The 22,829-nt window shown below is 63.1% G+C and carries 20 protein-coding genes; 13 read left to right on the top strand and 7 right to left on the bottom strand.

Annotation, left to right across the window (positions count from 1 at the left end):
* The first annotated feature begins 3 nt into the window (after nt 1–3).
* The 6 genes from murC to lpxC all read left to right on the top strand — a co-directional run bounded on the left by murC (nt 4) and on the right by lpxC (nt 6,799).
* On the top strand, nt 4–1,443 hold the full coding sequence (murC, locus tag FFS13_RS05585; protein WP_171006432.1) for a UDP-N-acetylmuramate--L-alanine ligase: 1,440 nt from the start codon (nt 4–6) through the stop codon (nt 1,441–1,443).
* Nucleotides 1,440–2,387 carry a D-alanine--D-alanine ligase gene (locus tag FFS13_RS05580; protein ID WP_137818120.1) on the top strand — a complete coding sequence of 316 codons (948 nt, stop codon included), beginning with the start codon at nt 1,440–1,442 and terminating at the stop codon, nt 2,385–2,387. The genes murC and FFS13_RS05580 overlap by 4 nt, the downstream gene beginning before the upstream one ends.
* Before the next feature lie 4 nt (nt 2,388–2,391).
* On the top strand, nt 2,392–3,267 hold the full coding sequence (locus FFS13_RS05575) for a cell division protein FtsQ/DivIB (RefSeq protein ID WP_137818119.1): 876 nt from the start codon (nt 2,392–2,394) through the stop codon (nt 3,265–3,267).
* Nucleotides 3,268–3,287: 20 nt separating this feature from the next.
* On the top strand, nt 3,288–4,538 hold the full coding sequence (gene ftsA / locus FFS13_RS05570; protein ID WP_137818118.1) for a cell division protein FtsA: 1,251 nt from the start codon (nt 3,288–3,290) through the stop codon (nt 4,536–4,538).
* A 55-nt stretch (nt 4,539–4,593) separates the two neighbouring features.
* Nucleotides 4,594–5,775 carry a cell division protein FtsZ gene (gene ftsZ / locus FFS13_RS05565; protein WP_137818117.1) on the top strand — a complete coding sequence of 394 codons (1,182 nt, stop codon included), beginning with the start codon at nt 4,594–4,596 and terminating at the stop codon, nt 5,773–5,775.
* Nucleotides 5,776–5,887: 112 nt separating this feature from the next.
* Nucleotides 5,888–6,799 (top strand): UDP-3-O-acyl-N-acetylglucosamine deacetylase, encoded by a 912-nt coding sequence (lpxC, locus tag FFS13_RS05560; RefSeq protein ID WP_137818116.1) that lies wholly within the window; start codon nt 5,888–5,890, stop codon nt 6,797–6,799.
* Between the two features lie 93 nt (nt 6,800–6,892).
* On the opposite strand, the gene FFS13_RS05555 is transcribed toward lpxC, so the two are convergent.
* A complete protein-coding gene (locus tag FFS13_RS05555; protein ID WP_137818115.1) occupies nt 6,893–7,348 on the bottom strand; it encodes a DUF721 domain-containing protein in 456 nt (151 codons plus the stop codon).
* Between the two features lie 406 nt (nt 7,349–7,754).
* On the opposite strand from FFS13_RS05555, the gene secA reads away from it, so the two are divergent.
* The 4 genes from secA to FFS13_RS05535 all read left to right on the top strand — a co-directional run bounded on the left by secA (nt 7,755) and on the right by FFS13_RS05535 (nt 13,525).
* A complete protein-coding gene (gene secA, locus FFS13_RS05550; RefSeq protein ID WP_137818114.1) occupies nt 7,755–10,496 on the top strand; it encodes a preprotein translocase subunit SecA in 2,742 nt (913 codons plus the stop codon).
* Nucleotides 10,497–10,613: 117 nt separating this feature from the next.
* The gene (argJ, locus tag FFS13_RS05545; protein ID WP_137818113.1) at nt 10,614–11,831 is read left to right on the top strand and encodes a bifunctional glutamate N-acetyltransferase/amino-acid acetyltransferase ArgJ; all 1,218 of its coding nucleotides are present in this window, start codon (nt 10,614–10,616) and stop codon (nt 11,829–11,831) included.
* Nucleotides 11,832–11,948: 117 nt separating this feature from the next.
* Entirely contained in the window at nt 11,949–12,581 is a 633-nt protein-coding gene (locus tag FFS13_RS05540) for a glutathione S-transferase family protein (RefSeq protein ID WP_137818112.1), read from the top strand.
* Nucleotides 12,578–13,525: a Nudix family hydrolase gene (locus tag FFS13_RS05535; protein WP_137818111.1), complete on the top strand. Its 948-nt coding sequence runs from the start codon at nt 12,578–12,580 to the stop codon at nt 13,523–13,525. Before FFS13_RS05540 ends, FFS13_RS05535 begins: the two co-directional genes overlap by 4 nt.
* Nucleotides 13,526–13,570: 45 nt before the next feature.
* On the opposite strand, the gene FFS13_RS05530 is transcribed toward FFS13_RS05535, so the two are convergent.
* Genes FFS13_RS05530 through FFS13_RS05515 form a run of 4 tightly spaced genes read right to left on the bottom strand, consistent with a single transcriptional unit; the run spans nt 13,571 to nt 18,114 of the window.
* Nucleotides 13,571–14,149 (bottom strand): cob(I)yrinic acid a,c-diamide adenosyltransferase, encoded by a 579-nt coding sequence (locus FFS13_RS05530; protein ID WP_137818110.1) that lies wholly within the window; start codon nt 14,147–14,149, stop codon nt 13,571–13,573.
* 2 nt (nt 14,150–14,151) lie between these two features.
* Nucleotides 14,152–16,185 carry an ATP-binding protein gene (locus FFS13_RS05525; protein WP_137818109.1) on the bottom strand — a complete coding sequence of 678 codons (2,034 nt, stop codon included), beginning with the start codon at nt 16,183–16,185 and terminating at the stop codon, nt 14,152–14,154.
* Between the two features lie 49 nt (nt 16,186–16,234).
* The gene (locus FFS13_RS05520) at nt 16,235–17,146 is read right to left on the bottom strand and encodes a putative 2-dehydropantoate 2-reductase (protein ID WP_137818108.1); all 912 of its coding nucleotides are present in this window, start codon (nt 17,144–17,146) and stop codon (nt 16,235–16,237) included.
* A 2-nt stretch (nt 17,147–17,148) separates the two neighbouring features.
* Nucleotides 17,149–18,114: a response regulator gene (locus FFS13_RS05515; RefSeq protein WP_137818107.1), complete on the bottom strand. Its 966-nt coding sequence runs from the start codon at nt 18,112–18,114 to the stop codon at nt 17,149–17,151.
* A gap of 148 nt (nt 18,115–18,262) precedes the next feature.
* Between FFS13_RS05515 and FFS13_RS05510 the strand changes: the two genes are divergently transcribed.
* Together FFS13_RS05510 and FFS13_RS05505 are read left to right on the top strand one after the other, a co-directional pair.
* Complete coding sequence (locus tag FFS13_RS05510; protein ID WP_119952179.1) at nt 18,263–18,742, top strand: YajQ family cyclic di-GMP-binding protein; 480 nt, start codon at nt 18,263–18,265, stop codon at nt 18,740–18,742.
* 115 nt (nt 18,743–18,857) lie between these two features.
* Nucleotides 18,858–19,685: a mechanosensitive ion channel family protein gene (locus tag FFS13_RS05505; protein WP_137818106.1), complete on the top strand. Its 828-nt coding sequence runs from the start codon at nt 18,858–18,860 to the stop codon at nt 19,683–19,685.
* Between the two features lie 27 nt (nt 19,686–19,712).
* Here FFS13_RS05505 and FFS13_RS05500 read toward each other — a convergent pair whose 3' ends face one another.
* Both FFS13_RS05500 and FFS13_RS05495 read right to left on the bottom strand, forming a co-directional pair.
* Nucleotides 19,713–21,272 (bottom strand): AmpG family muropeptide MFS transporter, encoded by a 1,560-nt coding sequence (locus tag FFS13_RS05500; RefSeq protein ID WP_137818105.1) that lies wholly within the window; start codon nt 21,270–21,272, stop codon nt 19,713–19,715.
* 83 nt (nt 21,273–21,355) lie between these two features.
* Nucleotides 21,356–21,748 (bottom strand): MGMT family protein, encoded by a 393-nt coding sequence (locus tag FFS13_RS05495; protein ID WP_137818104.1) that lies wholly within the window; start codon nt 21,746–21,748, stop codon nt 21,356–21,358.
* On the opposite strand from FFS13_RS05495, the gene FFS13_RS05490 reads away from it, so the two are divergent.
* The gene (locus FFS13_RS05490; protein ID WP_137818103.1) at nt 21,747–22,763 is read left to right on the top strand and encodes a DUF481 domain-containing protein; all 1,017 of its coding nucleotides are present in this window, start codon (nt 21,747–21,749) and stop codon (nt 22,761–22,763) included. The two genes, FFS13_RS05495 and FFS13_RS05490, sit on opposite strands and share 2 nt — an antisense overlap.
* The last annotated feature ends 66 nt before the right edge of the window (nt 22,764–22,829 follow it).

Genomic DNA, 22,829 nt, shown 5'->3' with positions numbered 1-22,829 from the left:
GAAATGCGCCGTATCCGCCGTATTCACTTCGTCGGCATCGGTGGAGCAGGCATGTGTGGCATCGCCGAGGTGTTGCTGAACCTCGGTTACCAAGTCTCCGGTTCCGATCTCAAGAACTCGGCGGTGACCGAACGCCTGGAGAATTTCGGCGCACAGATCTTCATCGGCCACCGTGCCGAGAACGCCGAGCATGCCGATGTGCTGGTGGTGTCCAGCGCGGTGAATACCTCTAACCCGGAAGTCGCGACTGCCCTGGAGCGCCGCATCCCGGTGGTGCCCCGGGCGGAAATGTTGGCCGAGCTGATGCGCTATCGCCACGGCATCGCCGTCGCCGGTACTCACGGTAAGACCACCACCACCAGTCTGATCGCCTCGGTGTTCGCCGCCGCTGGTTTGGATCCGACTTTCGTGATCGGCGGTCGTCTGAATGCCGCGGGCACCAATGCTCAGCTGGGCACCAGCCGCTATCTGGTGGCGGAGGCCGATGAGAGCGACGCGAGCTTCCTGCACCTGCAGCCAATGGTTGCCGTGGTCACCAACATCGACATGGACCACATGAGCACCTACGAAGGGGACTTCAACAAACTGAAGAAAACCTTCGTCGAGTTCCTCCACAACCTGCCGTTCTATGGCTTGGCCGTGGTCTGTGTGGATGATCCGGTGGTGCGTGAAATCCTGCCGCAGATCGGCCGCCCGACCATGACCTACGGCCTTAGCGAAGACGCCGACGTGCGCGCCATCAATATCCGCCAGGACGGCATGCTCACCTACTTCACCGTGCTGCGCGCCGGACGCGAACCGCTGGCTGTCTCGGTGAACATGCCGGGCAACCACAACGTCCTGAACTCCCTGGCCACCATCGCCATCGCCACCGATGAAGGCATTACCGACGACGCCATAGTCCAGGGCCTGTCGGGTTTCCAAGGGGTCGGTCGGCGCTTTCAGGTCTACGGCGAACTGCCGGTCGATGGTGGCAGCGTGATGCTGGTCGACGATTACGGCCATCACCCGCGCGAAGTCGCCGCGGTGATCAAGGCGGTGCGTGGCGGTTGGCCGGAGCGGCGTCTGGTGATGGTGTACCAGCCCCACCGTTTTAGTCGTACCCGTGACCTGTACGAGGATTTCGTCCAGGTGTTGGCCGATGCCAACGTGCTGCTGCTGATGGAGGTCTACCCGGCCGGCGAAGAGCCTATTCCCGGGGCGGACAGCCGGCACCTGTGCCACAGCATCCGTCAGCGGGGCCAGCTCGACCCTATCTATATCGAGCGCGGCACCGAGCTGGCGCCGCTGGTCAAGCCGCTGCTGCGCGCCGGCGACATCCTGCTGTGCCAGGGCGCGGGTGATATCGGCGGTCTGGCCCCACAACTGTTGCAAAGCCCCTTGTTTGCGGGTGGTGAGTTCGGTGACACCGGTGCATCGGCCGCCGCGAGGAAGTCGAAATGAGTCGCGAATTGAAATCCAACCTGGCCCCACAGGCCTTTGGCCGCGTCGCCGTGCTGTTCGGCGGCAAGAGCGCCGAGCGTGCGGTGTCGCTGAAGTCCGGCAATGCCGTGCTGGACGCGCTGCTGAGTGCCGGTGTGGATGCCTTCGGGATCGACGTTGGGGATGATTTCCTGCACCGCCTGGTCGGCGAGAAGATCAACCGTGCCTTCATCGTGCTGCATGGCCGTGGCGGCGAAGATGGCAGCATGCAGGGCCTGCTCGAGTGCTTGGAGATCCCCTACACCGGTAGCGGCGTGCTGGCTTCGGCGCTGGCGATGGACAAGCTGCGGACCAAGCAGGTCTGGCAAAGCCTCGGGCTGTCGACGCCGCGGCATGCGGTGCTGGCCAGCGCGGATGACTGCCGGTCGGCGGCTATGGAACTGGGCTTCCCCTTGATCGTCAAACCAGCCCATGAAGGTTCCAGCATCGGCATGGCCAAGGTGAACAACGTCGACGAATTGATTGTCGCCTGGCAGGCCGCCAGCACTTACGACTCCCAGGTCTTGGTCGAGCAGTGGATTCACGGCCCCGAGTACACCATCGCCGTGCTGCGCGGCGAAGTGCTGCCGCCGATTGGCCTGGGCACACCGCACAGCTTCTACGACTACGACGCCAAGTACCTGGCCTCCGATACCCAGTACCGCATTCCCTGCGGCCTGGATGCGGCGAAAGAACAGGAGCTGAAAGAGCTGACCGCGCGCGCCTGTGACGCCGTGGGTATCCAGGGCTGGGCGCGTGCGGACGTGATGCAGGACGCCGCTGGCAAGTTCTGGCTGCTGGAAGTGAACACCGTACCGGGCATGACCGATCACAGCCTGGTGCCTATGGCCGCTCGCGCCGCCGGTCTGGATTTCCAGCAGTTGGTGCTGGCGATTCTGGCCGACAGCGTTGAGGCGCGAGGTTAAGACCATGCACGGCGCCACGCTCCGTCATCAGCAACCCGTTACCGGCCGCGTCTCACCGCGCCAGCCGGCGCAGCGGGGCGCCAGTCGGATGGTGGCCAAGGAACCCTTGTCGGTGCGCCTGCCGAAGCCAAATTTTGCCCTGCTCAAGCGTGTGCTCTGGCCGCTGCTGCTGTTGGTGCTGGGCTTTGGCACCTACCAGTTGGCGCAGCGCTTGCTGCCCTATGCCGACCGGCCGATCACCAAGATCAATGTCGACGGCGAGCTCAGCTACATCAGCCAGCAAGCCGTGCAGCAACGTATCGCCCCCTATGTGGCGGCGAGTTTCTTCACCGTCGACCTCGCCGGCATGCGTGCGGAGCTGGAGCAAATGCCCTGGATCGCCCATGCCGAAGTGCGTCGGGTCTGGCCGGATCGCGTGTCCATCCGCCTGGAAGAACAACTGCCGGTGGCCCGTTGGGGCGATGAGGCCTTGCTGAACAACCAAGGTCAGGCGTTTACCCCGCGCGAGCTGGCCAATTACGAAAACCTGCCGCAGCTGGTGGGCCCGCAGCGTGCCCAGGAACAGGTGATGCAGCAATACCAAGTGCTGAGCCAGATGCTGCGGCCGCTGGGTTTCTCCGTGGCCCGCCTGGAGTTGCGTGAGCGTGGCAGCTGGTTCCTTTCCACCGGCGTGAACAGCACCGGACAAAGCCTGGAGCTGCTGCTGGGGCGTGATCATTTGCTCGAGAAGATGCGCCGTTTCGTCGCCATCTACGAAAAGAATTTGAAAGAACAGATCGCCAATATTTCGCGTGTCGACCTGCGTTACGCCAACGGCCTGGCCGTGGCGTGGCGTGAGCCGGTAGCGCCCGCGACGGGCAAAACCGTCGCCGTGCAGTGAATCAGGAGAAGGCAAGTAACATGGCAAACGTGCAGAGCGGCAAGATGATCGTCGGCCTCGATATCGGCACCTCCAAGGTGGTGGCGCTGGTGGGTGAGGTTACGGCTGACGGCCAGCTGGAAATCGTTGGCATCGGTACCCACCCCTCGCGCGGCCTGAAGAAGGGCGTGGTGGTGAATATTGAGTCCACCGTGCAATCCATTCAGCGTGCGGTAGAAGAAGCGCAAATGATGGCCGGTTGCCGGATTCACTCGGCTTTCGTCGGCGTGGCCGGTAACCACATTCGCAGCCTGAACTCCCACGGCATAGTCGCCATCCGTGACCGCGAAGTCAGCCAGGCGGACCTCGAACGCGTGCTGGATGCCGCCCAAGCCGTGGCGATTCCGGCGGATCAGCGGGTGCTGCACACCCTGGCGCAGGATTACGTGATCGATAACCAGGAAGGCGTGCGTGAGCCGCTCGGCATGTCGGGCGTGCGCCTGGAGGCCAAGGTGCACGTGGTCACTTGTGCGGTGAATGCGGCGCAGAACATCGAGAAGTGTGTGCGTCGCTGTGGCCTGGAAATCGACGATATCATCCTCGAGCAGCTGGCCTCCGCGTATGCGGTGTTGACCGATGACGAGAAGGAGCTGGGTGTCTGCCTGGTGGATATCGGCGGCGGGACCACCGACATCGCGATCTTCACCGAAGGCGCCATCCGTCACACGGCGGTGATTCCGATCGCCGGTGATCAGGTCACCAACGACATCGCCATGGCCCTGCGCACGCCAACCCAATATGCCGAAGAGATCAAGATTCGGTATGCTTGCGCCCTAGCCAAGCTGGCCGGCGCAGGCGAGACCATCAAGGTCCCCAGCGTCGGCGATCGTCCGCCGCGGGACCTGTCCCGCCAGTCGCTGGCCGAGGTGGTGGAGCCGCGTTATGACGAGCTCTTCACCCTGGTGCAAGCTGAGCTGCGGCGCAGTGGCTACGAGGACCTGATCCCGGCCGGGATCGTCCTTACCGGCGGCACAGCGAAGATGGAGGGAGCCGTCGAGCTGGCCGAAGAGATCTTTCATATGCCGGTGCGCTTAGGCGTACCGAACAGCGTCAAGGGACTGGCCGATGTCGTACGTAACCCCATCTATTCCACAGGCGTGGGCCTGCTGCTGTATGGGCTGCAAAAGCAGTCCGACGGCATCTCCCTGTCTGGCATTAGCGGCAGTTATAGCGATGAACCCAAGACACCTGTACTGGAACGGTTAAAACGCTGGGTTCAGGGCAATTTTTGATGTTAAACCGCGTGTGCAGTAGGCGTTACAACTAGAAAGCAAAGGAGAGGGGACCATGTTTGAGCTCGTAGACAACATCCCGCAGAGTGCAGTTATCAAAGTAATAGGCGTGGGTGGCGGTGGGGGTAATGCCGTCAACCACATGGCCAAAAACAACATTGAAGGCGTTGAGTTCATCTGCGCCAACACCGATGCACAGGCATTGAAAAATGTCGGTGCGCGTACCGTCCTGCAACTGGGCACGGGCGTGACCAAGGGCTTGGGCGCTGGCGCCAACCCGGAAGTCGGCCGTCAGGCGGCGCTGGAAGACCGTGAGCGCATCGCCGAAGTGCTGCAAGGCTGCGACATGGTCTTCATCACCACCGGCATGGGCGGCGGTACCGGTACCGGCGCGGCGCCGATCATCGCCGAAGTGGCCAAGGAAATGGGCATCCTCACCGTCGCGGTGGTGACCCGTCCATTCCCGTTCGAAGGCCGCAAGCGCATGCTGATCGCCGAAGAAGGCATCCGCGCACTGTCCTTGAGCGTCGACTCGTTGATCACCATCCCCAACGAGAAGCTGCTGACCATCCTCGGTAAAGACGCCAGCCTGCTGTCGGCCTTCGCCAAGGCTGACGATGTGTTGGCTGGAGCCGTGCGCGGTATCTCCGACATCATCAAGCGTCCCGGCATGATCAACGTCGACTTCGCCGACGTGAAAACCGTGATGAGCGAAATGGGCATGGCGATGATGGGCACAGGCTGCGCCAGTGGCCCGAACCGGGCGCGTGAAGCGACTGAAGCGGCCATCCGCAACCCGCTGCTGGAAGATGTGAATCTGCAGGGCGCGCGTGGCATCTTGGTCAATATCACCGCCGGTCCTGACCTGTCCCTGGGTGAGTACTCCGACGTCGGTAACATCATCGAGCAGTTCGCCTCCGAGCACGCCACCGTGAAAGTGGGGACCGTGATCGATCCGGACATGCGCGATGAGCTGCACGTGACCGTAGTCGCCACAGGTCTGGGCGCGAAAATCGAGAAGCCGGTCAAGGTCATCGATAACACCGTGCAACCGGCGGCTGTCGCGGCGGCTGCATCGCGTCAGGAGCAGCCTGCGGTCAACTACCGTGATCTGGATCGCCCGACCGTGATGCGCAATCAGGCTCACGCTGGTGCGGCCACCGCGGCCAAGCTGAGCCCGCAAGACGACCTGGATTATTTGGACATCCCGGCCTTCCTGCGTCGTCAGGCTGATTAATGAAATGTATCAGGAGTATTGGGGTGATTGGTGTTCAGCAAAGGCCGGTTCTGCTATCATCGCCGGCCATTGTTGAAAACAATTCGCAACTAGTGCTATAGCGGCCAAAGCCATGATCAGACAACGCACCCTGAAGAACATCATCCGCGCCACTGGCGTCGGCCTGCATTCCGGGGAAAAGGTTTACCTGACCCTGAAGCCGGCACCGGTGGATGCCGGTATCGTGTTTCGTCGTACCGACTTGGATCCTGTCGTAGAAATTCGCGCGCGGGCTGAAAATGTCGGTGAAACCACCATGTCGACCACGTTGATCAATGGTGATGTCAAGGTGGACACCGTGGAGCACCTGCTTTCGGCCATGGCTGGCCTGGGCATCGATAACGCCTACGTCGAGCTCTCCGCGTCCGAAGTGCCGATCATGGATGGCAGTGCTGGGCCCTTCGTATTTCTGATTCAATCCGCAGGCCTGCAGGAGCAGGAATCGGCCAAGAAGTTCATCCGCATCAAGCGCGAAGTGACAGCGGAAGAGGGCGACAAGCGCGCCACCTTCCTGCCCTTCGACGGCTTCAAGGTGAGCTTCGAGATCGATTTCGATCATCCGGTTTTCCGCAATCGCACCCAGAGTGCCACGGTGGACTTCTCCAGCACCTCCTTCGTCAAAGAAGTGAGCCGTGCGCGGACCTTCGGCTTCATGAGTGACATCGAGCACCTGCGTTCGCAGAACCTGGCGCTCGGCGGCAGCGTAGAAAACGCCATAGTAGTCGATGAGTTTCGCGTGCTTAACGAAGACGGCCTGCGTTACGAGGACGAGTTCGTTAAACACAAAATCCTCGATGCCATCGGTGATCTCTATCTGCTGGGTAACAGCCTGATTGGCGAGTTCCGTGGCTTCAAGTCGGGCCATGCGCTGAACAATCGTCTACTGCGCACCTTGATTGAGCAGCAAGATGCTTGGGAAGTGGTGACCTTCGACGACGTGAAGAGTGCGCCGATCTCGTACATGCGGCCGGTTGCGGCCGGTTAAGCAAGACTCTCTCTTTTGCTGTTTTTAGAGGCCACCCCAGGGTGGCCTTTTTCTGTCTGTGATTTCTGCGCGGTAGCGCCCTTTAGCGCGGCGCTATTTGCGGTCTTTGGCATGGCTGGCCAGGCGCTCCAGGGCCGCGCGCAAATTCGGGTCGCTGATGCCGTCGGCGGTAGCCTGGATGTTGTCGGCGGCGCTTTGCGATAACTCAATGATGTGACCGCTACTGTGTCTTGCTGCGGCGGGCGGCTGCACCTTAAAGAGGATCTTGGTTAAGTTCGTGAACTCGGCGAAGGCCTGTAGGTCGCGTTGCAGGCGTCGTTGTTGATAGCGCAGGCGGGTGGCCCAGTGGCCATCGGTGACTATTAATAGCAGGCAGCCCTCGCGCCAGGATGCCACGTGGCAGTGTTCGCGGGCAGCGGGTTGCAGTTGGCTTTCGAGTAAGCGCTGTAGTTGAGCGAGGCGTTGGGCCTGGTTGAACAGTGCTTGCAGGGGCTTCGCCTCACGCAGCAGCGCGGCGGGAGCTCGGGCCGGTAAAGGACGAAAAGCCATGGCGGGACGCCTGAGGTTGCAGAGTCGCCATGGTAGCAGAAAGGTCGCTGCCCCCAGCGTTCTGTGAATGACGCCTGGTGGCGTGGCCGATTCGGCTCGGTCACTCGCCAGGGCTTGATTTTGGCGGTGCGGGCTCCATATAGGAAAGCGGGGAAGGTTCAGCCGTTGCCGCTACAGGCCGAGACTGGCGTCAGTTGACGCGTGTGTCGGTGCTGCTCTGCGCTCGGCGAGTCGACTGTGCAGTCAGTCTAAAGCCGCAATGCCGCGGGTGCTGGCACACCGAAATAACGCTACTTTCCTCGCCAACGTTTCCGGGTAGAATGCCCGCTTCGCAAGCAGCCATGAGGGCTGCGCGGGCGACTCACGGGGCCGCCCTCCATCCATACGTGTGGAAGATCCTGTCGATATGTTTGCGCCTTTGTTGAAAAAGCTCTTTGGAAGCAAGAACGAGCGCGAGGTGAAGCGCATGCTCAAGACGGTGCAAGCCGTCAGTGCGTTTGAGGAGCAGATGCTGGCTCTCTCGGATGAGCAGCTGCGCGCCAAGACCGAAGAGTTCAAGGCCCGTCTGGGCAAAGGCGAAACCCTCGATCAACTGTTGCCGGAAGCCTTCGCTGTGGCCCGTGAGGCCGGTAAGCGGGTGATGGGCATGCGTCACTTCGATGTGCAGCTGATCGGTGGCGCGACCTTGCACGAAGGCAAAATCGCCGAGATGCGTACCGGTGAGGGTAAGACCCTGGTGGCGACCCTGGCGGTCTACCTGAATGCGCTGTCCGGCAAGGGCGTGCACGTGGTCACGGTGAACGACTACCTGGCCCGCCGCGATGCCAACTGGATGCGTCCGCTGTATGAGTTCCTCGGGCTCTCCGTGGGCATTGTCAGCCCGTTCCAGCCGCCGGAAGAGAAGCGCGCCGCCTACGCCGCCGATATCACCTACGGCACCAACAACGAATACGGTTTCGACTACCTGCGCGACAACATGGCGTTCAGCCTGGACGAGAAATTCCAGCGTGAACTGAACTTCGCCGTGATCGACGAAGTTGACTCCATCTTGATCGACGAAGCCCGTACGCCGCTGATCATTTCCGGGCAGGCGGAAGACAGTTCCAAGCTCTACATGCAGATGAACCAACTGATCCCTCGCCTCAAGCAGCACATCGAGGAGGAAGAGGGTGTAGTCACCCAGGAAGGCCATTACACGGTCGATGAGAAGACCCGCCAGGTCGAGCTGAACGAGCAGGGGCACCAGTTCATCGAGGACATGCTGACCCAGGTGGGTCTGCTGGCCGAAGGTGAGAGCCTGTACTCCGCGCACAACCTCGCCCTGCTGACCCACGTTTATGCCGGCCTGCGTGCGCACAAGCTGTTCCATCGCAACGTCGAATACATAGTGCAGAACGATCAGGTCTTGCTGGTCGACGAGCACACCGGCCGGACCATGCCGGGTCGCCGACTCTCCGAGGGGCTGCACCAGGCGATCGAAGCCAAAGAAGGCCTGAGTATTCAGGCGGAGAGCCAGACGCTGGCCTCGACCACCTTCCAGAACTACTTCCGCCTCTACAACAAGCTGTCCGGCATGACCGGTACGGCCGATACCGAGGCGTTCGAGTTCCAGCAGATCTACGGCCTGGCCGTAGTGGTGATTCCGCCGAACAAGCCGTTGGCGCGTAAGGACTTCAACGACCTGGTCTACCTGACCCAGGAAGAGAAGTACGCGGCGATCATCGCCGATATCAAAGAGAGTCAGGCGATAGGGCGTCCGGTGCTGGTGGGCACGGCCTCGATCGAAACCTCGGAGTACGTCTCCCAGCTGCTGAGCAAGGAAGGCATCGAGCACAAGGTGCTCAACGCCAAATTCCACGAGAAAGAAGCCGAGATCATCGCCCAGGCCGGTCGCCCGGGCGGGCTGACCATCGCCACCAACATGGCCGGTCGCGGTACCGACATCCTCCTGGGCGGCAACTGGGAAGTCGAAGTGGCGGCCCTGGACAATCCGACGCCTGAGCAGGTCGCGCAAATCAAGGCCGACTGGCACAAGCGTCACCAGCGGGTGGTCGAATCCGGTGGCCTGCATGTGATCGCGTCCGAGCGGCATGAGTCGCGGCGTATCGACAACCAGTTGCGTGGTCGTTCCGGTCGTCAAGGCGACCCGGGTTCCAGCCGCTTCTACCTGTCGCTGGAAGACAACTTGATGCGCATCTTCGCCTCGGACCGGGTGAAGAACTTCATGAAGGCCCTGGGTATGCAGCCCGGTGAGGCGATCGAGCACCGCATGGTGAGCAACGCCATCGAGAAGGCGCAGCGCAAAGTCGAAGGGCGCAACTTCGACATGCGTAAGCAACTGCTCGAGTTCGACGACGTGGCGAACGAACAGCGTAAAGTGATCTATCACATGCGCAACAGCTTGCTGGCCGCCGACGATATTGGCGAAACCATCGCCGACTTCCGTCTAGAAGTGCTGGATAACACCATCAGCCAGCACATTGCGCCGCAATCGCTGCCGGAGCAGTGGAACGTTGCCGGCCTGGAAGCCGCGCTGTTCAGCGATTTCAGCAGCAAACTGCCGATTCAGCAGTGGCTCGACGACGACGCCCACCTGTACGAAGAGCCGCTGCGCGAGAAGATCCTCGCCGCCCTGCTGGCGGCGTACCACGAGAAGGAAGACCTGGCCAGCGCCGAAGCGCTGCGCACCTTCGAGAAGCAGATTCTGTTGCGGGTAGTGGACGACCTGTGGAAAGACCACCTGTCGACCATGGATCACCTGCGTCACGGTATTCACCTGCGCGGTTATGCGCAGAAGAACCCGAAGCAGGAGTACAAGCGCGAGTCCTTCACCCTGTTCCAGGACCTGCTCGATTCGATCAAGCGCGACACCATTCGCGTGCTGTCCCACGTGCAGGTGCGGCGCGAAGATCCGGCCGAAGAGGAGGCGCGCCTGCGTCACGAAGCGGAGCAGCTGGCGCAGCGCATGCAGTTCCAGCACGCCGAAGTCTCAGGCTTGGCGCAACCGCTGGAGCGGGCCGAAGCCGAAGGCGAACTGGCCGTGGCGACGCTGGCGCCGGTGCGCAATGAGCAAAAGATCGGTCGCAACGAGCTGTGCTACTGCGGCTCGGGCAAGAAGTACAAACATTGCCATGGGCAAATCAGCTAAGGCTGATTAGTCTGTGACTCAACGCCGCGACCGGCTTAGCCGCTCGCGGCGTTTTTGGCTCAATCTGCGCTGCTGCGCAGTTTTCAACTCTAGTGTTTATGACAAGGAGCTCACTCCATGCCTGTCGGTCTCGGCCCTCTGCCTACCCTGCACCCGGTTTCCGGTTTTGAACTCGGCATTGCCTCTGCCGGCATCAAGCGCGCTGGGCGCAAGGATGTGGTGGTCATGCGCTGTGCCGAAGGCTCTAGCGTGGCGGGCGTGTTCACCCTTAACGCCTTTTGTGCGGCACCGGTGATTCTGGCCAAGAAGCGCGTGCTCGGCCCGGTCCGTTACCTGCTGACCAACACCGGTAACGCCAATGCCGGCACGGGCGAGCCAGGCCTGCTCGCCGCGACGCGGACTTGCGCCAAGCTGGCGGCGCTGGCGGGCGTGACTGAGAGCGCGGTACTGCCGTTCTCGACCGGGGTTATCGGCGAGCCACTGCCGGTGGAGAAGATCGAGGGCGCGCTGGCGGAGGCCTTGGCTGACCTGTCCGCAGACAACTGGGCGGCGGCTGCCAGTGGCATCATGACCACCGACACCCTGCCTAAAGGCGCCAGTCGCCAGTTCCTGCACGATGGCGTCACCGTCACCGTCACCGGCATCGGCAAAGGCGCCGGGATGATCAAGCCGAACATGGCGACCATGCTCGGCTACATCGCCACCGACGCCAAGGTCGCCCAGGGCGTGCTGCAGGATCTGCTGCGCGATGCGGCGAATAAATCCTTCAACCGCATCACCATCGACGGCGATACCTCGACCAACGATTGCTGCATCCTGGTCGCTACCGGCCAAGCCCAACTGCCGGAAGTGACGCAAGCCAGCGGCGCGTTGTTCGCCGAACTGAAGCAGGCGGTGCTGGAGGTGTCCATGGAGCTGGCCCAGGCCATAGTGCGTGATGGCGAGGGCGCGACCAAGTTCGTCACCGTGCAGGCGAATGGCGGCGCGACCCACCAAGAGTGCCTGGACGTCGCCTATGCCGTGGCTCACTCGCCGCTGATCAAGACCGCGCTGTTTGCCTCCGACCCGAACTGGGGCCGGATTCTCGCGGCGGTCGGCCGCGCCGGTGTGGCACAGCTGGATGTCAGCAAGATCGACGTGTTTCTCGGCGACGTCTGCATCGCCAGCCGCGGTTGCCGCGCCGCCAGCTACACCGAGGAGCAGGGCGCGGCGGTGATGGCCGAGGCGGAAATTGGCATTCGCATCGAGCTGGGCCGTGGCACCTGCAGCGAGACGATCTGGACCACCGACTTGTCCCACGAGTACGTGCGCATCAACGCGGAGTACCGTTCCTGATCCCGCCTATTCCCGTTTTTCATTCCAGGATAAAAAATGGGAATTTGCCTTTTGCCTTCCACGCCTCTTATGGTCCCCTTCAGGATGTTTGGAATCTGACGAACTAAGGAGAGGCGTATGTCTTTGACTCTGGTAATTGGCGACAAAACCTATTCCTCCTGGTCGCTGCGCGCCGCCCTGGCGCTGGAGCTGACCGGCGCGCCCTATGACGAGGTGCTGGTGCACCTCGACCGCCCGGATACCCGTGCGCGCATTCTCGAACACTCGCCGACCGGCAAGGTGCCGCTGCTGAAGACCGAAGAAGGCCCGGTCTGGGACTCCTTGGCGATCGGCGAATACCTCGCCGAGCGCTTCCCCGAAGCCCATCTGTGGCCGCGCGGGCAGTATGCGCGCGCCGTGGCGCGGGCCGTGTGTGCGGAGATGCACAGTGGCTTCGGCGCCTTGCGTACGCATATGCCGATGGATCTCAAGCGCGCTCGGCCGCTGGAGCCGCTGCCGGCGGAGGTGCAGGCGGATATCGAGCGGATCTGTGCGTTGTGGGCGCGCTGCCAAGCCGAGTTCGGTCAGGACGGGCCGTTTCTGTTCGGCCACGCCAGCTTGGCGGATGCGTTTTTTGCGCCGGTGGCCACGCGCTTGCGCAGTTATCAGGTCGCCCTGCCGGCTGCGGCGGCGGCTTATGTTGAAACCATTTACCAGTGGCCGGCCTTCCAGGGCTGGTACCAGGCAGCACTTGAGGAAAGCGCGGCGTGAAACGAGTACAGGTAGCGGCGGCAGTGATCCGCGGCGTGGATGGGCGGGTCCTGCTGGCCCGCCGTCCGGAGGATAAGCACCAAGGCGGTCTGTGGGAGTTCCCGGGCGGCAAGGTGGAGGAGGGCGAGTCGGTGCCGGCGGCGCTGCAGCGCGAACTGGCCGAAGAGCTGGGGATTCAGGTGAGCACCGCACGGCCGTTGATCCAGGTGCAGCACGACTATGCGGACAAGCACGTGTTGCTGGATGTCTGGGAGGTCTCGGCCTTCAGTGGCGAGCCCCATGGCGCCGAGGGTCAGCCACTGGCCTGGGTCAGCGCCAAACAGTTGGCCGATTATGAGTTTCCCGCCGCGAACCGGCCTATAGTGGCCGCCGCGCGCCTGCCGGAGCACTACCTGATCACCCCGCAGGACCTGGAGCCGCAGGCCCTGCTGCGGGGGCTGAAGGCGGCTCTGGACAGCGGCATGCGGCTGGTGCAGCTGCGCGCGCCGACTATGTACGACCCGCAGTACCGCGACTTGGCGGTGGACGCCGTGGGCCTGTGTGCCGGGCGCGCGCAACTGATGCTGAAAGGCCCGCTGGAGTGGCTGGGGGATTTCCCCGCGGCCGGCTGGCACCTGACCTCGACCCAGCTGCGCCAGCTGGTCAGCGGCGGTCGGCCGTTCCCGGCGGCGCGCTGGCTGGCGGCGTCCTGCCACAACGCCGAAGAGTTGGCGTTGGCGGCGCAGATGGGGGTGGATTTCGTCACCCTGTCGCCCGTGCAGGCCACCCAGACCCATCCCGAGGCGCAGCCGTTGGGCTGGGACAAGGCCGCGGAGCTGATCGCCGGTTTCAATCAGCCGGTCTATCTGCTCGGGGGTGTCGGTGCCGCAGAGACCGAGCGTGCCTGGCAGATTGGCGCGCAAGGGGTGGCGGGGATTCGCGCGTTCTGGCCGCAAGTCGAATAAGTCGGTGATTGGCCGGGCAGCTACTGCCGGCCAAACCAGTCGCAGTCAGGTGTTTTCCGGCTTCGGCGCGGCTTGCCAGAGCACTTCCTTGATCTGCATGCGTTTGGCGATCAGGCGGGCGGCGACGAACAGCAGGTCGGACAGACGGTTGATATAGGCCAGGCCAACCCCGGTCAGGGGTTCCAGTGCATTGAGGTGCTGGCAGCGACGCTCGGCGCTGCGCGCCAGGCTGCGGCAGACATGAGCCTGGGCGACCAGCTGCGAGCCGCCGGGCAGGATGAAGTTTTCCAGCGGCCCCAGCTCCTCGTTCCAGCGGTCGATGGCCGCTTCCAGGCGCTGCACCTCGGCCGAGTCCAGGGCCTGATAGACCGGCATCGCCAGTTCGCCGCCGAGGTCGAACAGGCGGTGCTGGCAGGGCGCCAAGACCTCGATCAGCTCGCCGAGTCCTGGCCACATGCCTTCCTGCTCGGCCAGACCTGCAAGCAGCAGGCCCAGCTGGCTATTGAGCGTATCCACCTCGCCCATGGCCTCCACCCGTGGGTGATCCTTGGGTACCCGGCGGCCGTCGGCCAGGCCGGTTTCGCCGGCATCACCGGTGCGGGTGTAAATCTTCGAGAGTCGCATGCTTAAAGTCCTGAAAGGTCCTGGGCAGGTGCCAGCGGCAGGCGCAGGGTGAAGCAGGTGCCCTGGCCGAACGTGGAGTGCACTTCCATCTGCCCTTTGTGGTTGTTGGTGATGATGAAGTAGGAGACCGACAGCCCCAACCCGGTGCCCTGGCCAATCTCCTTGGTGGTGAAGAACGGCTCGAAGATGCGCTTGCGCACCGACTCGGGCATGCCGACGCCGTTGTCTTCGACCTGAATCTCCACCCAGGGCGGCGTCAGGCGGGTGCGCAGGGTGATGCGTCCGGGTTCCAGCGGCTCTGCGCCCGGCGTGTCTTCGCGTTGATGGATCGCCTGGGCGGCATTCTTCAGCAGGTTGAGCAGCACTTGCTCCAGTTCGTTGGCGATGCCAGGCACCGGGCCGATCTGCGGATCGAACTCGCGCAGGATGCTCAGGCCCTTGAAGTCGAAGCCTTCGGTCAGGTCGAAGTCGTTGCCGGCGATGTCCACCGCCTGGTCGATCAGTGCCGGCAACTGGCAGGGGGCGAGCTGGCGATTGCTCATGCGGCTGAAGCTGAGCATGTGGCTGACGATTTTCGCCGCCCGCGAGCCGGCTTGCTGGATGCCGTCGAGCAGTTGCGGCACTTCACGGCCTTGCAGGTAGCGATTCACCGTCTCCAGCGAGACGCCCACGGCCTCGGCTTGTTCGAGATTCTTCGCTAGCTCGGCAGACAAGCGCCGGCGAATGTTCTGCACGTTGTGCAGGATGGCGCCCAGCGGGTTGTTGATCTCGTGGGCCATGCCGGCGGCCAAGCCGCCGACCGAGAGCATCTTCTCGGATTGCACCATCATCTCTTCCAGCGCTAGGCGCTGGGTGATGTCGTCGATGCGGATCACCACGCCGCGGCCGGCGCCGCCCATCAGCGGATAGAACGTCAGGGCGTAATGCCGTGGCGCGTCATCCTTGAGCCAGGTCACGCGCTCGATTTTCTCCACGGTGTGCCGTTCGGCGGTGTGTTTGAGCTGCGGTAGGAACGGCTTGAGGGGTGGAAAAGCCAGGAATACCGGCTGGTTCAGGGCCGCCTCCAGCCGGGTGCCGGAAAGCGCGCTGGCTTCCTGGTTCCATTGGGTGACGTAGAGCTGTTCGTCGAGGGCGATCAGGGCCGAGGGCATCGAGTCGATGATGCTGTTCAGGTAGTTCTGGAAGCCCGTGAGCTTCTTTTCGATCTTGCTGCGCACCTGCACTTCCAGCTCCAGCCTGCGGTTGGAGTGGCGGGTTTCCTCGGCCAGACCCTGGGCCTGGTCGAAGGCCATTTGCGCATCGTCGCGGGCGCGCTTGAGCTGCTGCTCGCGCGCCTCGATGCGTGACAGCATGGTGTTGAAGGCCTCTGCCAGGCTGCCAATTTCGTCCTGATTGCCGCGGGCGGCGCGCAGGGCATAGTTCTCTTCGCGGGTGACCTGGCGCGACAACTCTTCCAGTTTGCGAATCGGCCGAGTCACCATGCGGCGGATTTGCCGGGCCACCAAGATCCAGAGCAACACGCTGAAGGCGAGAATCACCAGGCTGGCGGTCAAGGTGCCGGTGTAGAAGGCGCCGGGCAACTCGCTGGAGGCGACCAGCAGCAGGTGGCCAGGCGCTTTGCCGGTCTGTGGCAGTGCGATCAGCTGGTTGGCGCGAAACTCACCGTAGCGCCAACTGTCCAGCTGTTCGAGGTTCTGCGGCAGTTGCAGTTTCTCGCCGCGTTCCAGCTGTGCCAGGCGCTGTCCGTTGCTGTCGTAGAGCACGGCCGCGCGTAGCGGCGCGTAGCCGTTCAGGCGTTGCAGCAGGGCCTCGGCGGCGGCTGGCGAGCTGAGCGCTTCATTGCTCAGGGTTGGACTGGCGATCAGGCGGCCGAGGGTCTGCAGGGCTTGCGGCGCCATGTTTTCCTGGGAGATCCAGTAGGCGGCGCTGATAAAGGCCAGGTTGGCCACCAGCAGGACGGTGGTCAGCAACGCCAGCAGTGCGGCCAGGAGTTTGCGGCCAACCGGGAGGTTTTCAAGGCGCTTGCGCAGGGTCATGGGCAGGTTGATCGCGGCTGACGGAGGAGCTGGCAGGGTAACGCGGGCTTTACTGGGTGGGCAATCCGCGGGCGTTGAGATGGCGGACCAGGCGCCCATGCAGGGCATTCAGGTGCGGCAGTTCGCGCTGATGCCGGTGGGCCACGGCACAGGCGTGCCCGAGCAGGAAACTGATCTCGGTACGCCGGCCTTGGGCGACGTCCTGGTGCATCGACGAGTAGTTGGCGGCTGTGGCCTTGATCACCCGCTCGACTTCTTCCGCGAGCTGCTCGGCGGCCGCGGGCTGGCCGCAGAGGCTCAGCAGTTCGCCCAGTTCGGCGCAGAGGGTGGCGACTTCCGCCGGGTGCTCGAGCAGGCCACCGTTGCGGCAGTCGTAGAGCACCGTCAGCGGGTTGATCGCGCAGTTCAGCGCCAGCTTGCGCCACAGGCGGGTGAGGATGTCGGGGGTCCACTGGTGAGGAATGCCGGTGCTGCCGAGCTGGGCGAGCCAGGCCGGGGGGCTGGGGTCGAGCGGGTCGCCGAGCCAGGTGTAGCCATGGCCGGCAAACACCACGCGGAAATCGCCCTCACGAAACGCCCCCTCGGTGCTGGAGGCGAGGATGCAGCGCGTGTGCGGTAGGCGAGTGGCCACCGCGTCCTGGCTGCCCAGGCCGTTCTGCAGGAGGATCAGTTCGGCATCGGCAGTCAGGCGGTGGGCCAGGCTGGCGACCGCGGCTTCGGCGTCGTAAGCCTTGCAGGCCAGCAATAGCAGGCGGATCGGGCTTGAGTCCGCCGGGGTTTGCGCGGCGATGGGGTAGAGGCTGCTCTGACCTTGCTCCACCAGGGTCAAGCCGCCGGCCGCGCGGTAGGCGGCCAAGCGCGCGCGGTCACGCAGGAGCAAGCGCACGGGCAGGCCGGCGCGGGCCAGTCGAGCGGCCCAGAGGCTGCCCAGGCTGCCGGCGCCCAGCACATGCCAGGTCATGCTTACTTGTGCAGCGGCAGGCGCATCGCCGCCACCCGGCCGCTCGCGTAGGACTCGGGCAGCAGCGTGGCGGCGTGCCGGATCAAGCTATCCGGATCGATGGGCAGTGCCTTGGCGTCCATGCCGACCAGGCTGATGCCGGCCTTGAGGGTGATGAAGCCTTCGCTGGTCTTGAAGGCTTTCAGGTTCAGGCCCTCATGCAGGCGTTTGAAGCTGCTCGGGGCACACTCTTGCAGGTCTTCGAGCAGGGTGAGCAAGCCGAAGTGGTTATCGTCCAGCCGCGTCAGCACATCGAGCGGGCGCACCAGCTGTTGCAGGCGCCGGGCGACGCCGTGCAGCAGTTCGTTGTAGAAGCTGTGGCCATATTGCAGGCGTAATTGCGGGGCCTCCTGCAAACCGATCAACAGGTAACACACGGCACCGCCGCGGGACTCGATCTTGCGCAGGCTGTCGACCAGCATCTGCTGCAGGTAGCGCGGGTTGCCCAGGCCGGTCAGGGGGTCGACCAGGTTGCGTTGTTCCAGGCAGGCGATGTTCTGCGTCAGCAGGCGGTTTTCCTGCAGCAGGCGTTGCAGGGTGTTGCACAGGCGGTCGGCGGCGTAGACCCGCGGCACCAGTTGCTCGCTCATCGCCGCCTTGTTGATGAAGTCATCGACGCCGCGGTCGAAGGCTTCGTTGAGCACGTTGTCGCCGTCCTGGCCGGTGAGCAGGATGATGTAGGTGTAGTGGTCGGTCATCTCGTCGAACTGGCGCACGCGGCCGGTCAGTTCCAGGCCGTCGATTTCCGGCATCAGCCAATCGGCCAGCAGTACACTGGCCGGGCGCTGTTCGAGCAACTTGAGCGCCTCGACGGCGCTGCTGGCGAAGCGCACGTCGAGGTAGCCAGCCTGGCTCAAGGCGCGGCCGATCATGGCGCTGGAGAACTTGGCGTCGTCCACCACCAGGATGCTGAGATGGGGGTTGGGCATTGGCAGACTCGCAGGAAGTAGTGATGGTGCCGGTACATGGCCGGGCAGTGATTGTCTCGGCAGTTATATAATGACCTGGCATTTTAACCGTCAAGCCTGGCGCATCCTGTCCGTGATGCGGATCGCGCCGTCTATCTGGAGAAATCCCATGCCCTCGTTCGACGTGGTGTCCGAACTGGACAAACACGAAGTCACCAACGCCGTCGATAACGCGATGAAAGAGCTGGAGCGTCGTTACGATCTACGTGGAAAAGGCACTTTCGAGTTCAAGGAACTGACCATCAACCTGACCGCCGATGCGGATTTCCAGCTGGAACAGATGGTGGAGATTCTCAAACTCAGCCTGGTTAAGCGCAAGATCGATGTGCAATGCCTGGAATTGAAGGAGGCCTACCCTTCGGGCAAAAGCGTGAAGCAGGAAGCCGTGCTGCGTGAAGGTATCGATAAAGAGCTGGCGAAGAAGATCGTCGCGCATATCAAAGACAGCAAACTCAAGGTGCAGGCCGCTATTCAGGGCGAGCAGGTACGGATCACCGGCAAGAAGCGTGACGACCTGCAGGAGGCCATCGCCGCCCTGCGCGCCAAAGACTTCGGCATGCCGCTGCAGTACAACAACTTCCGCGATTAATTCGCCGTCTACGCAACCGCTGCGCCGCAGTGGCGTCGCAGGGGTTGCGCAATCTGTGTGACCGCCATGGCTTGCCATGGCGGTTTCGTTTTAAGTCGCTGAAAGGAGCGTCCCGATGGATATCAACGTCGAGCAATGGGTGAAAATGTCGGAGACCTGGTTGCCGGTGCTGCTGGAATACAGCGGTAAGCTGGCGCTGGCCTTGCTCACCTTGCTGATCGGTTGGTGGCTGATCAACAAGCTGACCCGCAAGGTCGGTGGCCTGTTGGAACTGCGCAATGTCGACCGCGCCCTGCACGGTTTTATTGGCAGCCTGGCCAACATCGTCCTCAAGGTGCTGCTGCTGGTCAGCGTGGCCTCGATGGTGGGGGTGGAAACGACCTCCTTCATTGCCGCTATCGGTGCCGCCGGTCTGGCTATCGGCCTGGCGCTGCAAGGCAGCCTGGCGAATTTTGCTGGCGGGGTGCTGATTCTGCTGTTCCGCCCGTTCCGCGCCGGTGACTGGATCGAGGCGCAGGGTGTCAGCGGCAGTGTGGATAGCATCCAGATCTTCCACACCACCCTGAAAAGCGCCGACAACAAGGTGGTGATAGTGCCTAACGGCAGCCTCTCCAACGGCACTATCACCAACTACTCGCGTGAGCAAAAGCGTCGGGTCGATATCAATTTGGGGATCGATTACAGCAGCGATATCCAGTTGGCTCGCGCGGTGCTGTTGGAGATCGCTGCCGATGCGCGGGTGCTCGAGGATACGCCGCCGGTGGTGGTCGTCACCGCGCTGGGCGATAGCGCGATCAGTCTGTCGTTGCGGGTTTGGGTGGCCACGGCTGACTACTGGCCGGTGACCTTCGACTTTATCGAGCAGGCCAAGGAGCGCCTGACGGCAGCGGGGATCAATATCCCCTTCCCGCATAGGGTGGTGCATCTGTTGCAGAGCAACTGATGCTGCGCAGGGCAAAAGGCCGGTTTTTTATGGCTGATCCGTGGAGGGCTGTTCGCTGGTGGGAGTTGGCGTCGAGCCATTTGTCTGCGGACCCTCGCGGCGCCACTGCCAGGCGATCAGGATCAAGGTCGGCACGCCGAGTAACGCGGTAATCAGGAAGAAGTCGCTATAGCCGAACTTCTCCACCATCACCCCGGAGTAGCCACCGATCAGCCGCGGCAGCAGCAGCATGATCGAGCTGAGCAGCGCGTATTGGGTGGCGGAGAACTTCAGGTTGGTCAGGCTCGACAGGTAGGCGACGAAGGCCGCGGTGGCCAAGCCGGCGCTGAAGTTGTCGCAGGAGATGGTGAGCACCAGCATCTGCAGGTGTGGGCCCATCCCGGCGAGCAGCAGGAACAGCAGGTTGGTCGCCGCCGACGCCGCACCGCCGATCAGCAGAATCGGGAAGATCCCGAAGCGCACGATCAGCAAACCTCCGAGGCCGGCACCGAGCAGGGTCATGACCAGGCCGAACAGCTTGCTGACGCTGGCGATCTGATCCTTGCTGAAACCTTGGTCGATGTAGAACACGTTGGCCATCACGCCCATCACAGTGTCCGACAGGCGATAAGTGGCGATCAGGCCGAGCAGCAGCAGGGCTTGCCAGCGGTAGCGCAGGATAAAGTCGTTGATCGGCGTCAGCACCGGCGCCAAGCCGCGGCGGCCCATGGACGACAGGCACAATGCAGTCAGGATGAGGTAGAGCAGGGCGCGCAGAAAGGCCCGATCGTGCAGCAGCAGATCGAGGAGACTGCGGCCGTGGAACAGCACGCTCTCGAAGTTCGTCCGGTACAGCTGGGTGAACAGCGCCGGCACCGAGACCAGCAACACGATCAACACCAGCACCGAGATCATCTGATGACTGAAGCCATAGCGGGCGGCCGACAGTTGGGTGCGCAGCGGCACCGGCGGTTCGCGCATCCACAGGCTGGTGAGCAGCCCCGGCAGCATCAACAGCGCGAACAGCAGGTAAGTGCCGGCCCAGGCCGCGTGCTTGTACAGCCCCCCGGTGGAGCCGAACCACTCGGCGAAATACAGTGCACCGGCAGTCGCTAACAGCGCGGCGATCCGGTAGCCGGCCATGTAACTGGCGGCCAGCGCGGCCTGGCGGCTGTCTTCGGCGATTTCCAGGCGGTAGGCGTCGATGGCGATGTCTTGGGTGGCCGAGGCAAAGGCCACCAACACGGCCAGGGCGATCAGCCAGGCCAGGTGTTGCTGGGGATCGCACAGCGCCATGCCGGCCAGGCCAACGGCCACCAACACTTGCGAGAGCACCAGCCAGGAGCGGCGCCGGCCCAGCTTGCCCAGCAGCGGCAGGCGCCATTGGTCGAGGAGTGGCGACCAGACCCATTTGAAAGCGTATGCGAGGCCGATCAAGCTGGCGAAACCTATGGTCTCACGCGCCACACCGGCCTCACGCAGCCAGACCGAGAGGGTGGAGAACACCAACATATAAGGTAGGCCGGCGGCGAACCCCAGCAGGAGCAGAGCCAAGCTGGCGGGGCTAGCGTAGGCGGCGAGGGCGGCGCGCCAGGTTTTACGGGGCATTGGGCTGTGATCTGCCTGGGGAGTACGGAGCTTGGAGAACAAAGTCGGATTAGCAAAACAGGATTACAAAAACAGCGCGCACTCTAACCGCTGTGCTCCACTGGGCGCCAGCCATGCCGCTGCATATCCACCCGTTCGTTATGGATGCGCACGCCTTCGGCGCGTAACCGCGCCCGTTGCTCGTCGCCGGAAGGGCTGCCTGAAATCAGGCTGAGCCGCCCGCCGGCGGCCACTACCCGATGCCAGGGCAGCGTGCTGTCTTGCGGCAGTTGGCTGAGGCTGCGCCCGACCCAGCGCGCCGCACGGCCAAGACCGGCCAGTTCGGCCAACTGGCCATAGCTGACCACTTTGCCTGCCGGCACCTGCGCCAGGGTCAGATACAGCGCCGCCCGCCGCGCCTCGGCGCTTGCCGCTGGCCCGAGGGCCCAGGCATGCTCTGCCGCCTTCTCCTCACCCTCTGCCTGTCGATGGATCATGCTGCTACGCATCCTGCTTTCGAGTGTTATGTTTTTAACTGCTCTATTGGGCCTCGTCACCTCAGCCTGGGCGGACACCGTCTGGCTGAATAATGGCGATCGCCTGAGTGGCGAGATCTTACTGCTGGATGGCGGCAAGCTGGCGCTGAGCACCCGGTACGCCGGCCAGGTGCTGATCGACTGGCAGGATATCGACACCCTGCGCTCGGACAAACCCGTGTTGCTGCGTCGTGCAGGCCTCGACAGCGAGCATAGCAAGCGCTTGGAGGCGGCCGGCAAGGGCATGGTCCGGGTGCTCAACTCCACCACCGAGACGGTGCCGCTGGCCAGTATCACTCGCCTGGTGCCGCCGCGCCCGTTGCTGCAGGATCGGGTCTGGGAAGGCAACCTGGACGCCAAGCTGGACATGCAGCGCAATGATGACAATACCGATGAGTGGCAGCTCAAGGGCAACACCCGGGTCGAGCATGGCCGCTGGCGCCACGTGCTGACCGGTGAGTTGGAGCGTGAGACCAAGAACGGCGAGCCGACCGACAACCATTGGCAGTATGAATACGACCTCGACCGCTTTTTCAGCGAACACTGGTTCTGGCGTGCCGGCATCGAGCAGCAGCGCGATGAGTTCGACAGCATCCAGCGTCAGCGCATTCTCGGCAGCGGTCCCGGTTATCGTTTCTGGGACAACGAACTGGGGCGTTTCGATCTGATCAGCCAGTTCAACCGGGCCACCTTCGAGTCTGCGGCGGGTGATCTGGAGTTCAATACTTACTCGTTGGAGTGGGATTACAAGCGCCTACTCTGGGGCACGCGGCTGGAGTTCTATAGCAACGCAGAGCTACAGATTCCGCAGATCAGCGCGGTCGACTATGCCCTCGACAGCGAGTTCGGTTTGCGTTATCGCCTCAACAGTTGGGCGCGCCTGTCGCTGCTCTATGAGTTGAACCAGACCGCTGGTGTGGCGGCGGTGAGCGGCTCGGATCGGCGCTACTTGCTGGGCGTCGGGGTCGGCTGGTAAGCGCTCTCGATTCAGGCTTCGATGAAAAAAGCCCCGCGGTTGTGGGGCTTCTTCTTGTTGGAGCTA

Source organism: Pseudomonas sp. 2FG, assembly GCF_005502935.1.
GTDB lineage: Bacteria > Pseudomonadota > Gammaproteobacteria > Pseudomonadales > Pseudomonadaceae > Aquipseudomonas.
This window is presented reverse-complemented; position numbering and strand designations above follow the sequence as displayed.

Coding starts and splice junctions, on each gene's coding strand:
- murC (WP_171006432.1), top strand. CDS start 4: ATGCGCCGTATCCGCCGTATTCACTTCGTCGGCATCGGTGGAGCAGGC.
- FFS13_RS05580 (WP_137818120.1), top strand. CDS start 1,440: ATGAGTCGCGAATTGAAATCCAACCTGGCCCCACAGGCCTTTGGCCGC.
- FFS13_RS05575 (WP_137818119.1), top strand. CDS start 2,392: ATGCACGGCGCCACGCTCCGTCATCAGCAACCCGTTACCGGCCGCGTC.
- ftsA (WP_137818118.1), top strand. CDS start 3,288: ATGGCAAACGTGCAGAGCGGCAAGATGATCGTCGGCCTCGATATCGGC.
- ftsZ (WP_137818117.1), top strand. CDS start 4,594: ATGTTTGAGCTCGTAGACAACATCCCGCAGAGTGCAGTTATCAAAGTA.
- lpxC (WP_137818116.1), top strand. CDS start 5,888: ATGATCAGACAACGCACCCTGAAGAACATCATCCGCGCCACTGGCGTC.
- FFS13_RS05555 (WP_137818115.1), bottom strand. CDS start 7,348: ATGGCTTTTCGTCCTTTACCGGCCCGAGCTCCCGCCGCGCTGCTGCGT.
- secA (WP_137818114.1), top strand. CDS start 7,755: ATGTTTGCGCCTTTGTTGAAAAAGCTCTTTGGAAGCAAGAACGAGCGC.
- argJ (WP_137818113.1), top strand. CDS start 10,614: ATGCCTGTCGGTCTCGGCCCTCTGCCTACCCTGCACCCGGTTTCCGGT.
- FFS13_RS05540 (WP_137818112.1), top strand. CDS start 11,949: ATGTCTTTGACTCTGGTAATTGGCGACAAAACCTATTCCTCCTGGTCG.
- FFS13_RS05530 (WP_137818110.1), bottom strand. CDS start 14,149: ATGCGACTCTCGAAGATTTACACCCGCACCGGTGATGCCGGCGAAACC.
- FFS13_RS05525 (WP_137818109.1), bottom strand. CDS start 16,185: ATGACCCTGCGCAAGCGCCTTGAAAACCTCCCGGTTGGCCGCAAACTC.
- FFS13_RS05520 (WP_137818108.1), bottom strand. CDS start 17,146: ATGACCTGGCATGTGCTGGGCGCCGGCAGCCTGGGCAGCCTCTGGGCC.
- FFS13_RS05515 (WP_137818107.1), bottom strand. CDS start 18,114: ATGCCCAACCCCCATCTCAGCATCCTGGTGGTGGACGACGCCAAGTTC.
- FFS13_RS05510 (WP_119952179.1), top strand. CDS start 18,263: ATGCCCTCGTTCGACGTGGTGTCCGAACTGGACAAACACGAAGTCACC.
- FFS13_RS05505 (WP_137818106.1), top strand. CDS start 18,858: ATGGATATCAACGTCGAGCAATGGGTGAAAATGTCGGAGACCTGGTTG.
- FFS13_RS05500 (WP_137818105.1), bottom strand. CDS start 21,272: ATGCCCCGTAAAACCTGGCGCGCCGCCCTCGCCGCCTACGCTAGCCCC.
- FFS13_RS05490 (WP_137818103.1), top strand. CDS start 21,747: ATGCTGCTACGCATCCTGCTTTCGAGTGTTATGTTTTTAACTGCTCTA.
- FFS13_RS05495 (WP_137818104.1), bottom strand. CDS start 21,748: ATGATCCATCGACAGGCAGAGGGTGAGGAGAAGGCGGCAGAGCATGCC.